The sequence below is a fragment of the Streptomyces sp. GS7 genome, from assembly GCF_009834125.1.
Lineage (GTDB): Bacteria > Actinomycetota > Actinomycetes > Streptomycetales > Streptomycetaceae > Streptomyces.
Genome location: NZ_CP047146.1, coordinates 1 through 13,307, shown reverse-complemented (window position 1 = coordinate 13,307; position 13,307 = coordinate 1). Strand labels below are relative to the sequence as shown.

Below are 13,307 nucleotides of genomic sequence, written 5' to 3'. Positions count from 1 at the left end.
CGCCGATCACATCACAGACACCACCATCACGGACATGGACTTTGCTGCTGCAATCCAATACTGTGCGTTAGCAAACTCACCTGCCCGTCTGCCCGACCCCGGACATACGAAACCCCGGCCGCCCATCGGCAACCGGGGTCCCTGCGAACTGTGCTGTGCGTGTGGTCTCACACACCCGAACCTGCGGGCACGGAGTCGGTCGCCTCCGTCCACAGATCCTGCTCGGCGCGATCCGCCTGGATCTGGCGGTACACGAGGAGCCCGCCGATGGCGGCCAGTGCGACCAGGAGAAGCTTCTTCACCGCGCGACCTCGTCTTTCGTTGACGTAGGGGACCCTATGTCGGCCGATGATACACACCGGCCGATACCGATCGGTTATCTAGCCCGCACTCGGCGACACCTCTTCCGCGGGCGCCGAAGGGCCTCAACTTCCGTCCCTCTACAACGAATCGCCGGCGCCGCCGGTTCCCATCGCCCCGGCAAAAGCATCGGCCCGGCCGGAGAAGTCTCCGGCCGGGCCGATGGTGCGGTGCGGCTACCAGGACTTGAACCTGGGGCCTCTTCCTTATCAGGGAAGCGCTCTAACCGTCTGAGCTATAGCCGCTCGTTCGCTGCACCGAAAGATTAGCGCACTTCAGAGGCGTTCCCAAAATCGGTTCCCGAGGCTCCGGGACCGCCCGCCGGCCGAGGTCTCACTCGTCCTCCGCGAGGGTCAGCTCCACACCGCCGACGAAGCCGGCCGACAGGTTGTAGATGAACGAGCCGAGCGTGGCCAGCGCGGTCGCCAGCACCACATCGATCACCGCGATGACGGAGGTGAACAGCAGCACCCGCGGCAGCGACAGGAACGACTGGAGATCGAGGCCGCCGCCGTCCGCCGAGCCGGTCGCCTCGCTGATCGTCCTGCCGACGGTGGAGAAGACGCCCATCGCGTTCATCACCATCCACAGCACCGTCACCGCCACGACCGTGCAGATGCCCAGCGCGATGGACAGCAGGAAGCTCACCTTCATCACCGACCACGGGTCGGTACGCGCCACCCGGAGCCGGGCCTTGCGCGTCCTCGGGGCCGTACTGGCGCCCGTACGCGGCTTGCGCACCGCCTGCCCGGCGCCCTCCTGCCCGCCGCCCGTGCGGTACGCCTGAGGCGGCTGGTAGGGCTGCTGCGCGCCGCCCTGCGGCGTCACCTGGCCGCCGGTCCGGGCCTGCGGCGGCTGCGGCTGGGGTTGGGGCTGTCGGGTATCGGCCATGGGTCCTCCCTGGTGGGCACCGTCGTCCCCGGTGCCTTCGGACATGGAAGAGCCACGGGCGCCGTCTTCCGTCACGGTTGCGGGTCCCGCCGGGGAGTCCTCGCCGACTCCCGGTCCGCCCGCCGCAGCGCCCGTGGCTCCACTCACGACCTACTCCTCGGTTACTCCGCCGCGGGCTGCTCGCCCCCGGCCGCCACGGGCGCGGCGTCCTCCGCCGCACCGGTCTCGTCGGCCCCCTCGGGCCCGTCGACCTCCTCGGCTTCCCGGCCGGCCTCGGCGTTCCGTGCGATGCCGACGACGGCATCGCGCTTGCCCAGGTTGATCAGTTGGACGCCCATGGTGTCACGGCCGGTCTCCCGGACCTCGTTGACCCGTGTCCGGATCACGCCACCGCCGAGCGTGATCGCGAGGATCTCGTCCGACTCCTCGACGACCAACGCGCCGACCAGCGAACCCCGGTCCTCGACGATCTTGGCGGCCTTGATCCCCAGGCCGCCGCGCCCCTGGACGCGGTACTCGTCGACCCCGGTGCGCTTGGCGTAGCCGCCGTCGGTCGCGGTGAAGACGAACGTACCGTCCCGGACCACGTTCATCGAGAGCAGCTCGTCGCCCTCGCGGAAGCTCATGCCCTTCACACCCGAGGTGGCCCGGCCCATCGGGCGCAGCGCCTCGTCGGTCGCGGTGAACCGGATCGACTGCGCCTTCTTGCTGATCAGCAGCAGGTCGTCGGTGTCCGAGACCAGCTCGGCGCCGATCAGCTCGTCGTCCGTGCCGTCCTCCCGCTCGCGGAGGTTGATCGCGATCACGCCGCCGGAGCGGGGCGAGTCGTAGTCCTTGAGCGGGGTCTTCTTGACCAGGCCGGCCTTCGTGGCGAGGACCAGGTACGGCGCCGCCTCGTAGTCGCGGATCGCCAGGATCTGCGCGATCTGCTCGTCCGGCTGGAAGGCCAGCAGATTGGCCACGTGCTGGCCCCGCGCGTCCCGCCCGGCGTCCGGGAGTTCGTACGCCTTGGCGCGGTAGACCCGGCCCTTGTTGGTGAAGAACAGCAGCCAGTGGTGGGTGGTGGAGACGAAGAAGTGGTCGACGATGTCGTCTTCCTTGAGCTTGGTGCCCCGTACGCCCTTGCCGCCGCGCTTCTGCGAACGGTAGTCGTCGGTCTTCGTCCGCTTCACATAGCCGCCACGGGAGATCGTGACGACGATGTCCTCTTCGGCGATCAGGTCCTCGATGGACATGTCGCCCTCGAAGGGCACCAGCATGCTGCGCCGGTCGTCGCCGAACTTCTCGACGATCGCGGCCAGTTCCTCGCTGATGATCTGGCGCTGGCGCTCCGGGGAGGCCAGGATCGCGTTGTACTCGCTGATCTTGCGCTGGAGCTCGTCGTGCTCGGCGGTGATCTTCTGGCGCTCCAGGGCGGCCAGCCGGCGCAGCTGCATCTCCAGGATCGCGTTCGCCTGGATCTCGTCGATGGCCAGCAGGCCCATCAGGCCCTCGCGGGCGGTCTCGACCGTGTCGCTGCGCCGGATCAGCGCGATGACCTCGTCGATGGCGTCCAGCGCCTTGAGCAGACCGCGCAGGATGTGCGCCCGCTCCTCGGCCTTGCGCAGCCGGAACTTCGTCCGGCGGACGATGACCTCGATCTGGTGCGTGACCCAGTTGCGGATGAACGCGTCCAGGGAGAGCGTGCGCGGCACCCCGTCGACCAGTGCGAGCATGTTCGCGCCGAAGTTGGTCTGCAGATCGGTGTGCTTGTAGAGGTTGTTGAGGACGACCTTGGCGACCGCGTCCCGCTTGAGGACGATGACCAGCCGCTGGCCGGTACGGGAGGAGGTCTCGTCGCGGACGTCCGCGATGCCGCCGATCTTGCCGTCCTTGACCAGGTCGGCGATCTTCTGTGCGAGGTTGTCCGGGTTGACCTGGTAGGGCAGCTCGGTGACCACCAGGCACTGGCGGTTCTGGATCTCCTCGACCGCCACCACCGCGCGCATCGTGATCGAGCCGCGGCCGGTGCGGTACGCCTCCTCGATGCCCTTGCGGCCCACCACCAGCGCGCCGGTGGGGAAGTCCGGGCCCTTGACCCGCTCGATCAGCGCGTCCAGCAGCTCCTCGCTGGACGCCTCGGGGTGGGCCAGCGCCCACTGCGCGCCGTCCGCGACCTCACGGAGGTTGTGCGGCGGGATGTTGGTGGCCATACCGACGGCGATACCGGCCGAGCCGTTGATCAGCAGGTTGGGGAAGCGGGACGGCAGGACCGTCGGCTCCTGGTTGCGGCCGTCGTAGTTGTCCTGGAAGTCGACGGTCTCCTCGTCGATGTCCCGGAGCATCTCCATCGACAGCTGCTTCATCTTGCACTCGGTGTACCGCATGGCCGCGGCCGGGTCGTTGCCCGGGGAGCCGAAGTTGCCGTTGGAGTCGACCAGCGGCATCCGCATCGACCACGGCTGCGCGAGGCGGACCAGCGCGTCGTAGATGGAGGTGTCGCCGTGCGGGTGGTACGTACCCATGACGTCGCCGACGACGCGGGCGCACTTGTAGAAGCCCTTCTCGGGGCGGTAGCCGCCGTCGTACATCGCGTAGAGCACGCGGCGGTGCACCGGCTTGAGGCCGTCGCGGACGTCGGGCAGCGCACGCGACACGATGACGGACATCGCGTAGTCGAGGTACGAGCGCTGCATCTCCGTTTCGAGCCCGACGGGCTCGACGCGCATCCCGACGCCTTCGATGGTGGCGGGCGCGCCCTCGGCGGTCACGCCGTCAGGGGTCACAGGGGGGTTCTCGTCGGCCATGGTGGTTCAAAGTCCTTTCGAGCTGCGGCTGTTGTTCGGGCCGACAGGGCTCAGATGTCGAGGAAGCGGACGTCCTTGGCGTTGCGCTGGATGAAGGAGCGGCGTGCCTCGACGTCCTCACCCATCAGCACGGAGAACAGGTCGTCCGCGCGGGCCGCGTCGTCCAGCGAGACCTGGCCGAGGACACGGTGGTCGGTGTCCATGGTCGTGATGCGCAGCTCCTCGGCGTTCATCTCGCCGAGACCCTTGAACCGCTGGATGGAGTCCTCGCGGATCCGCTTGCCGTTCTGCTTGCCGAGCTCGATCAGCGCGTCCCGCTCGCGGTCTGAGTAGGCGTACTCGAAGTCGTCGCGGCCCCACTTGATCTTGTACAGCGGCGGGCGCGAGAGGTAGACGTGCCCGGCCTCGACCAGCGGACGCATGAAGCGGAACAGGAAGGTGAGCAGCAGGGTGTTGATGTGCTGGCCGTCGACATCGGCGTCCGCCATCAGAATGATCTTGTGGTAGCGGAGCTTCTCGATGTCGAAGTCCTCGTGGACTCCGGTGCCGAAGGCCGAGATCAGCGCCTGGACCTCGTTGTTCTGGAGGATCTTGTCGACCCGGGCCTTCTCGACGTTGAGGATCTTGCCGCGGATCGGGAGGATCGCCTGGTACTCCGGGTTGCGGCCGGACTTGGCCGAACCGCCGGCGGAGTCACCCTCGACGATGAAGATCTCGCACTTCGTCGGGTCGTTGGACTGGCAGTCGCTCAGCTTTCCGGGCAGCGACGCCGTCTCCAGCAGCCCCTTGCGGCGGGTCAGATCGCGCGCCTTGCGGGCCGCGACCCGCGCCGTCGCCGCCTGGATGCCCTTGCGGATGATGTCCGCGGCCTCGTTGGGGTTGCGGTCCAGCCAGTCGGTGAGGTGCTCGTGCACGACCTTCTGGACGAAGGTCTTGGCCTCGGTGTTGCCCAGCTTGGTCTTGGTCTGGCCCTCGAACTGCGGCTCGCCGAGCTTGACCGAGATGATCGCCGTCAGACCCTCGCGGATGTCCTCACCCGTGAGGTTGTCGTCCTTCTCGCGCAGCAGCTTCTTGTCGCGGGCGTAACGGTTGATCAGACCCGTCAGCGCGGCGCGGAAGCCCTCTTCGTGGGTGCCGCCCTCGTGGGTGTGGATGGTGTTGGCGAAGCTGTAGACACCCTCGCTGTACTGGGTGTTCCACTGCATCGCGATCTCGACCGAGAGCATCCGCTCCTTGTCCTCGGCGTCCACCCCGATCACGCTCGGGTGCACCAGCTCGCCCTTGCGCGAGTTCAGGTACTTCACGAAGTCGACGATGCCGCCCTCGTAGTGGTACCGGACCGAGAGCGGGTTGCCGTCCTCGTCGACGTGGTCCGTGCGCTCGTCCTTCAGCGCGATCGTCAGACCCTTGTTGAGGAACGCCATCTCCTGGAAGCGCCGGGACAGCGTCTCGAAGCTGTACTCGGTCGTCTCGAAGATGTCGCCGTCGGCCCAGAACGTGACCGAGGTGCCGGACTCCTCGGTGGCCTCGTGCTTGGCCAGCGGCGCGGTCGGCACACCGAGCTTGTAGTCCTGCGCCCAGCGGTAGCCGTCCCGGCGGACGTCGACGGCGACCCGCGAGGACAGCGCGTTCACGACGGAGACACCCACGCCGTGCAGACCACCGGAGACCGCGTAGCCGCCGCCGCCGAACTTGCCGCCGGCGTGCAGCACCGTCAGCACGACCTCGACGGCCGGCTTGTTCTCGGACGGCACGATGTCGACGGGGATACCGCGGCCGTTGTCGACGACGCGGACACCGCCGTCGGCCAGGATCGTCACGTCGATGGTGTCCGCATGCCCGGCCAGCGCCTCGTCGACCGAGTTGTCCACGACCTCGTACACGAGGTGGTGCAGACCGCGTTCGCCCGTCGAGCCGATGTACATGCCGGGGCGCTTGCGAACCGCGTCCAGGCCCTCAAGGACGGTGATCGCGCTGGCGTCGTACGACTTCTCCACCGAGGAGTCGCCCACGGCACCTGCGGGAACCCCTTCTTCGGTAGAAGCCATGTTGTTCTCGTTGAGGTCGCCGGAGTCGGCCACGAAGCGCCCTTTCTGGCACAGCACGAGCCCTTCCGCACCTGCGGGGAGGACCCCTGGGAAGACAGGCGGGAGCGGCTCGTCGTTCGACATGTTCCGCGAGTGGGCGGGATTGTCTACCAGTCTACCGGTAGCGCGGACACTCATGGGGGTTTGCAGGCGCCTGAGTCGTCATGTGCCGCCCTGAACTGACGTCCGCCGACTCCCCATATGCGAGAAGGGGCCCCAGGACGCTCAAACGGGCACTCAGCGCTTCGGGATGTCAACCGCCGGCTACCGTTTACGGAGTCTCATGCGTCACACGTGTTTACAAGCGCCCTACGCCCCGTCCCGCCGCCCGATCCGTTTCACGTGAAACGGCCCGGACAGCGAGGTGGGGGCGGTGTTTCACGTGAAACACCGCCCCCACCTCGCGCCGGGATCTCCTCGCGCCGGGATCTAGCCATAGGTGTCGCCGGGGCCCTTGCTGCCGGGCGCCCGCAGCGCCCCGTACCGGCGGGCGGGGCCGCCTGGCCCCAGCACCTTGATCATCTTGACCGTGCCATGGCCCAGGTCCTGATTCAGCCGGGCCACCAGCTGCGGCGCCAGCAGCCGCAGCTGCGTCGCCCAGGCCGTCGAATCGCACTGCACGGTCAGCACGCGGGCGTCTTCGTCGTACCTCTGCGGCTCGCAGTGCTGCGCCACCTCGGGCCCCACCAGTTGCGGCCAACGGCCCATCACCCCGCCGACCGCCGCCGGGGTCTCCCAGCCGCGCTCGGTGATCAGCCGGTTGATCGCCGCACCCAGCGACAGTGGATCGCGGCCGTCCGCCCGCGCACCCGAACGCAGCCCGCCGCGCCGGGCCTGCTTCTTCTGCTGCGCCGCGGCGCCCCGGGCGCGGGCCTGCTCCTTGGCGGCGACCAGCGCCTGACGAGCCAGATCCACACCTGACAGCTCAGGAGTCCTGGGGCGCTCCGGCTGCGGTTCGGTCACCGGTCCACCTTCTCCACGGCGCCGTCGGACACCGCGTAACGCGCCCCGATCAGCACCCCCGGCACATCGTCGTCCACCGCCGCCGTCACCAGCACCTGCTCGCCCGGCGCGACCAACTCCGCCAGCCGCTCCCTTCGCCGCGCGTCCAGCTCGGCGAAGACATCGTCGAGAACGAGCACCGGCTCATTGCCCTCGGCCCGCAGCAGCTCGTACGACGCCAGGCGCAGCGCCAGCGCGTACGACCAGGACTCGCCGTGGCTGGCATAGCCCTTCGCCGGCAACTGCCCCAGCTTCAGCAGCAGATCGTCGCGGTGCGGCCCGACCAGGGTCACACCGCGCTCGATCTCGCTCTTGCGGGCCTCGCCCAGCGCTGCCAGCAGCACGCCGTACAGCTCTTCGCGGTTCGCCGCGGCTGCCATCGCCTCGCCCGCGGAACCGCGGTACTCCAGCCCCAGCGGCCCGCCGCCCGGCGCCAGTTGCTCGTACGCCTTGTCCGCCAGCGGGCGCAGCGTGGCGATCAAGTCGAGCCGCTGCGCGAGCAGTTCGGCCCCCGCGCGGGCCAGATGCTGGTCCCAGACGTCCAGCGTCGACAGGTCCATCTGCCGGCCACCGTGCCGACGGGCCAGCGCCGCCGTCTTCAGCAGGGTGTTGCGCTGCTTGAGGACGCGGTCGTAGTCGGAACGCACCCCCGCCATCCGCGGCGAACGGGCGGTGATCAGCTCGTCGAGGAACCGCCGGCGCTCGCCCGGGTCGCCCTTGACCAGCGCCAGATCCTCCGGCGCGAACAGCACCGTCTGTACGATCCCCAGCACATCGCGCGGCCTGACCTGCGACGATCTGTTGATCCGGGCGCGGTTCGCCCTGCCCGGATTGAGCTCCAGCTCCACCAGCTGCTGCCGCTCGCCCTGGACGACCGCGGCCCGGATGATCGCCCGGTCCGCGCCCATCCGCACCAGCGGCGCATCCGACGCGACCCGGTGGCTGCCGAGCGTGGCCAGATAGCCGACCGCCTCGACGAGATTCGTCTTGCCCTGCCCGTTGGGGCCGACAAAAGCCGTGACGCCCGGGTCGAGCGGGACCTCGACCCGGGCGTACGAGCGGAAGTCGGCGAGCGACAGATGCGATACGTGCATAGCTACGCGCCGACCTCCCCCGGCTGCTGAGCTGGTTGCTGCTTACTTCTTGCTCTCGACCGCGTGGCCACCGAACTGGTTGCGCAGCGCGGCGATCATCTTCATCTGCGGGGAGTCGTCCTGCCGGGACGAGAAGCGCGCGAACAGCGACGCCGTGATCGCGGGCAGCGGTACGGCGTTGTCGATGGCTGCCTCCACGGTCCAGCGGCCCTCACCGGAGTCCTCTGCATAACCGCGGAGCTTGTCCAGGTGCTCGTCCTCGTCGAGGGCGTTGACGGCCAGGTCCAGCAGCCAGGAGCGGATGACCGTGCCCTCCTGCCAGGAGCGGAAGATCTCCCGCACGTCGGTGACCGAGTCGACCGCCTCCAGCAGCTCCCAGCCCTCGGCGTACGCCTGCATCATCGCGTACTCGATGCCGTTGTGGACCATCTTCGCGAAGTGGCCCGCGCCCACCTTGCCGGCGTGGACGGAGCCGAATTCTCCCTCGGGCTTGAGGGCGTCGAAGATCGGCTGCACCTTGGCGACGTTCTCCTTGTCGCCGCCGTACATCAGGGCGTAGCCGTTCTCCAGGCCCCAGACGCCGCCGGAGACACCGCAGTCCACGAAGCCGATGCCCTTGGCGGCCAGCTCCTCGGCGTGCTTCTCGTCGTCGGTCCAGCGGGAGTTGCCGCCGTCCACGACGATGTCGCCGGGCGAGAGCAGCTCCGCCAGCTCATCGATCGTCGCCTGGGTGGCGGCACCGGCCGGAACCATGACCCAGACCACCCGCGGGCCCTTGAGCTTGTCCACAAGCTCCTTGAGGCTGTCCACATCGGCCAGGTCGGGGTTGCGGTCGTATCCGATGACGGTGTGGCCGGCGCGGCGAATGCGCTCGCGCATATTGCCGCCCATCTTGCCGAGACCGACGAGACCGAGCTCCATCAGAGACCCTCTTTGCACGTAGTCGTTGCTGTCGTACCTGAGTCCGAGCCTACGCCCGCGGCCCCGTGCACAGCTGTGGGCTCAGCCGCTCATCAGGGCCTGTCAGCCAGTCGGCAGAAGGGCCCTGACGAGCGGCGCCGCACGGGTCAGCCCGAGAGCCGGACGGGCATGATCAGGTACTTGTACGCGTCGTCCGCCTCGGCGTCCTTGGCCGGGCGCCCGCTCAGCAGCGCGGGCTTGGTCGACGTCGTGAACGACAGCTGCGCCACAGGGGAGTCGATGGCCGACAAGCCCTCCAGGAGGAAGCCCGGGTTGAAGGCGATCGAGATGTCGTCGCCGTCCAGGTCGGCGTCCACCCGCTCCACAGCCTGTGCATCGTCGCTGGAGCCGGCCTCCAGGATCAGCACGCCCTGCTCGAAGCTCAGCCGCACCGGGGTGTTCCGCTCGGCGACCAGCGCCACACGCTTGACGGCCTCGACGAACGGGGCGGTCTCGATCACCGCGACCGAGTTGAACTCGGTCGGGAAAAGCGTCCGGTACTTCGGCAGGTCGCCTTCCAGCAGGCGGGTCGTGGTCCGCCGCCCGGCGCCCTCGAAACCGATCAGGCCCTCGCCCTGCCCGGAGCCGGACAGCGCCAGGGTGACGGTGTCGCCGCTGCTCAGGGACTTGGCGGTGTCCAGCAGCGTCTTGGCGGGCACCAGCGCGACCGCGGAGGCGTCCGGGCTCTCCGGCTTCCACAGGAACTCGCGCACCGCGAAGCGGTAGCGGTCGGTGGAGGCCAGGGTGACCGTGTCGCCCTCGATCTCGATCCGGACGCCGGTGAGCACCGGAAGCGTGTCGTCGCGGCCGGCGGCGATGGCGACCTGGGCGGCGGCAGCGGCGAAGACCTCTCCGGGAACCGTGCCGGTGGCGGTGGGCATCGCGGGCAGCGACGGGTACTCCTCCACAGGCAGGGTGTGGAGGGTGAAGCGCGAGGAGCCGCAGACCACGGTCACCCGTACACCGTCGGTGGAAATCTCCACCGGGCGGTTGGGCAGGGCCCGGCAGATGTCGGCGAGCAGCCGGCCGGAGACGAGGACCGTGCCCTCTTCTTCCACCTCGGCCTCCACCGAGACCCGCGCCGAGACCTCGTAGTCGAAGCCGGAGAGGCTCAGCGCGCCGTCCTCCGCCTTCAGCAGCAGGCCCGCGAGGACGGGCACCGGCGGACGGGCCGGGAGGCTCTTGGCCGCCCAAGCCACTGCCTCCGCGAGTACATCGCGCTCCACCCGGATCTTCACCGGAAACCGCCTCCTGCTGTTGCTGGCTCTCGCCCTGCTGGCTCTTCGTCGTCGGCTGAGTTGCCGGAGACCAGTCTGACGCACGCCACCGACACTCGGTGCGGCTCGGGGTCAAGTCGGCTCGACCGGTGCCGGGCGCTCCGGAGGCGAGTTGTGCACAGGCCCCGTTTCCGAGCGAATTCCCCGGTAGATATCCGTGGTCGTAGTAGTAGGGCCTGTGGAAACCGTGGACAACTGCCTTTGCGCAGGTCAACGCGGATTTTTTGTCCACTGCTCCTGTGGGTGGCAGCCGTGGATAAGCGGCCTCTTCTGTGGACCGCCCGAAGTTCTGCACACCCGATGCACAGGGCAGGGCTACTTCTCCCCAGTGCCGTCCCCAGGTTTACCCACGTTCCCCACAGCCCAACCCACCACCTTGGTGTGACCGCTTTCACTCGGCGCGGTGAGGCGGGGTGTCGCGTTGCCGAACAGTGGACAGGGGTGTGGAGAAGCCGGGGATCACTGGGGACAACCGCGGCTGACCTGTGGGTTGCCGGTGGACAAGCCGACCCCAGCCCTGTGGACGAGATCTCTGTCCACAACCTGTGGATCACGGTTGGCCACAATTCCACACGCCGCTGACCTTGTCCGATGGCCCGTCAGAACACCGGCCTGTGGATCCCACAGGGATAACTTTCCTCTCCCCAGGGTGTGGACGGAAGATTCTTGCCCAATCTGTGGAGAGAGGCCGTGACCGGGCCGGGAATCGAACAGAGACGGTGCGCTCCACAGGTTTGGGACGGCGGCGGACCGTGCCGGACAGTCCCGGAAAGCGGCCCGGAACCCTCGGGGCGGGCTTCATCAGGAGCTCACCGGGACCTCACAGCGGCTTGCGACCGCCCGAGCACCCGCGGCACGGCGCTCCCGTACAGCGGCCGCCGGCGTCCCGGCGCACCGCTGTCTCCCGTACGGCGAAGGGCGCTCCGGGAGCCGGTCCCGGAGCGCCCTGGCGCGCCTGTGGCAGCCGGCGGCGAGCGCCGCCCGTCAGCCGTTCTTGATGCGGTTGGTCAGCTCGGTGACCTGGTTGTAGATGGAGCGCCGCTCGGCCATCAGCGCGCGGATCTTGCGGTCGGCGTGCATCACGGTCGTGTGGTCGCGCCCGCCGAACTGGGCGCCGATCTTTGGCAGCGAGAGGTCGGTCAGCTCCCGGCACAGGTACATCGCGATCTGGCGGGCCGTCACCAGCACCCGGCTGCGCGAGGATCCGCACAGGTCGTCGATGGTCAGCCCGAAGTAGTCGGCGGTCGACGCCATGATCGCCGTCGCGGTGATCTCCGGCGCGGCGTCCTCGCCGCCGGGGATCAGGTCCTTCAGCACGATCTCGGTGAGCCCCAGGTCCACCGGCTGCCGGTTCAGCGACGCGAACGCGGTGACCCGGATCAGCGCGCCCTCCAGCTCGCGGATGTTGCGCGAGATCCGGGACGCGATGAACTCCAGCACCTCCGGCGGCGCGTTCAGCTGCTCCTGCACAGCCTTCTTGCGCAGGATCGCGATCCGGGTCTCCAGCTCCGGCGGCTGGACGTCGGTGATCAGACCCCACTCGAAGCGGTTGCGCAGCCGGTCCTCAAGGGTGACCAGCTGCTTGGGCGGCCGGTCGCTGGAGAGCACGATCTGCTTGTTCGCGTTGTGCAGCGTGTTGAAGGTGTGGAAGAACTCCTCCTGCGTCGACTCCTTGCTCGCCAGGAACTGGATGTCGTCGACGAGCAGGATGTCCATGTCCCGGTAGCGCTTGCGGAACGCGTCCGCCTTGCCGTCGCGGATGGAGTTGATGAACTCGTTGGTGAACTCCTCCGAGCTCACGTACCGCACCCGGGTGCCGGGATACAGACTCCGCGCGTAGTGCCCGATGGCGTGCAGCAGGTGGGTCTTGCCCAGCCCCGACTCCCCGTAGATGAACAGCGGGTTGTACGCCTTGGCCGGCGCCTCGGCGACCGCGACCGCCGCGGCGTGCGCGAAGCGGTTGGAGGCACCGATGACGAAGGTGTCGAAGAGGTACTTGGGGTTCAGCCGCGCGGTCGGCTCCCCGGGACCGGTCGCCGGCGCGGGCTGCGCGGCGAGCGGACCGGGCGCGCCACTGGGCGCGGGCAGTGTGCCGCCGGGGCCGCCCGGCCGGCCGTTGGGGCCGTGCGGCGGGATTTCGGAGTGATCGCGGCGCTGCTGGTCATAAGGGGAGCGCGGGCCCTCGCCGTGCCGCGGCGGCCCGCTGCGGTCGGGCGCCTGCGCGCGGTAGTCGTTCGGCTGCTGATGCTGTGGGTGCTGTGGGTGCTGGAGGTGCGGCGGCTGCGGGGAGGCGTACGGCTCGCGCCACTGCTCCGCGGACGGGTCGCGGTCGGGGTAGCCGCTGAGGTGCTGCTGCTGCCAGCCGTACTCCTCGCGCGGGCCGACCGCGTCGACGGCGGAGTGCTGGGGCCAGGTCCCGGGCTCGTGCCGGGGCTGCGGGTAATCGGGATACGCGGGACGCACCGAGGGCAGGTCGTCGCCTTGGCGCCCGTAGCCGTGCCGGGTCTCGTGCCGCCCGTCGTAGCCGTCGTACGCGTCGTGCTGGTGCTGCTGCGTCTGCGGGTGCTGTGGCTGCTGCGGCGCGGGCTGCTGGGCCGGGGGCTCCTCGGAGGAGTCGTCGACGGTGATCGCGATCCGGATCGGCCGGCCGCACTCATGGCTGAGCGCCTCCCCGATCAGCGGCGCCAGCCGGCCTTCGAGGACGCCCTTGGCGAATTCGTTGGGCACGGCGAGCAGTGCGGTGTCGGCGACCAGCGCCAGCGGCTGGGTGCGCTTGAGCCAGTCCTGGTCCTTCGGCTTGAGGCCGTCGGCCTCGGCCCGGAGGAGATGATCGAGTACGCGTGGCCACAC

Annotated in this window: 9 protein-coding genes and 1 tRNA gene; all 10 read right to left on the bottom strand. The window is 69.1% G+C overall.

The window, feature by feature from the left end; all coding sequences use genetic code 11:
- Window positions 1–167: 167 nt before the first annotated feature.
- On the bottom strand, window positions 168–302 hold the full coding sequence (locus GR130_RS40150; RefSeq protein WP_003958712.1) for a DLW-39 family protein: 135 nt from the start codon (window positions 300–302) through the stop codon (window positions 168–170).
- Window positions 303–531: 229 nt separating this feature from the next.
- Window positions 532–605, bottom strand: a tRNA-Ile gene (locus GR130_RS00045).
- An 88-nt stretch (window positions 606–693) separates the two neighbouring features.
- Complete coding sequence (locus GR130_RS00040) at window positions 694–1,398, bottom strand: DUF3566 domain-containing protein (RefSeq protein ID WP_443043497.1); 705 nt, start codon at window positions 1,396–1,398, stop codon at window positions 694–696.
- Between the two features lie 14 nt (window positions 1,399–1,412).
- A complete protein-coding gene (gyrA, locus tag GR130_RS00035) occupies window positions 1,413–4,037 on the bottom strand; it encodes a DNA gyrase subunit A (protein WP_159502812.1) in 2,625 nt (874 codons plus the stop codon).
- A 50-nt stretch (window positions 4,038–4,087) separates the two neighbouring features.
- Window positions 4,088–6,118, bottom strand: a complete 2,031-nt coding sequence (gene gyrB, locus GR130_RS00030) for a DNA topoisomerase (ATP-hydrolyzing) subunit B (protein ID WP_159502810.1) — start codon at window positions 6,116–6,118, stop codon at window positions 4,088–4,090.
- Window positions 6,119–6,553: 435 nt separating this feature from the next.
- Window positions 6,554–7,087 carry a DUF721 domain-containing protein gene (locus GR130_RS00025; RefSeq protein ID WP_159502808.1) on the bottom strand — a complete coding sequence of 178 codons (534 nt, stop codon included), beginning with the start codon at window positions 7,085–7,087 and terminating at the stop codon, window positions 6,554–6,556.
- The gene (gene recF, locus GR130_RS00020) at window positions 7,084–8,220 is read right to left on the bottom strand and encodes a DNA replication/repair protein RecF (RefSeq protein ID WP_159502806.1); all 1,137 of its coding nucleotides are present in this window, start codon (window positions 8,218–8,220) and stop codon (window positions 7,084–7,086) included. The genes GR130_RS00025 and recF overlap by 4 nt, the downstream gene beginning before the upstream one ends.
- A gap of 42 nt (window positions 8,221–8,262) precedes the next feature.
- On the bottom strand, window positions 8,263–9,141 hold the full coding sequence (gene gnd / locus GR130_RS00015; RefSeq protein ID WP_159502804.1) for a phosphogluconate dehydrogenase (NAD(+)-dependent, decarboxylating): 879 nt from the start codon (window positions 9,139–9,141) through the stop codon (window positions 8,263–8,265).
- A 146-nt stretch (window positions 9,142–9,287) separates the two neighbouring features.
- A complete protein-coding gene (gene dnaN, locus GR130_RS00010) occupies window positions 9,288–10,418 on the bottom strand; it encodes a DNA polymerase III subunit beta (RefSeq protein ID WP_030412281.1) in 1,131 nt (376 codons plus the stop codon).
- Between the two features lie 1,023 nt (window positions 10,419–11,441).
- Window positions 11,442–13,307 (bottom strand): chromosomal replication initiator protein DnaA (gene dnaA / locus GR130_RS00005; protein WP_201304757.1); only part of this gene is annotated, 1,866 nt, incomplete at its 5' end.

Coding starts and splice junctions, on each gene's coding strand:
- gyrA (WP_159502812.1), bottom strand. CDS start 4,037: ATGGCCGACGAGAACCCCCCTGTGACCCCTGACGGCGTGACCGCCGAG.
- recF (WP_159502806.1), bottom strand. CDS start 8,220: ATGCACGTATCGCATCTGTCGCTCGCCGACTTCCGCTCGTACGCCCGG.
- gnd (WP_159502804.1), bottom strand. CDS start 9,141: ATGGAGCTCGGTCTCGTCGGTCTCGGCAAGATGGGCGGCAATATGCGC.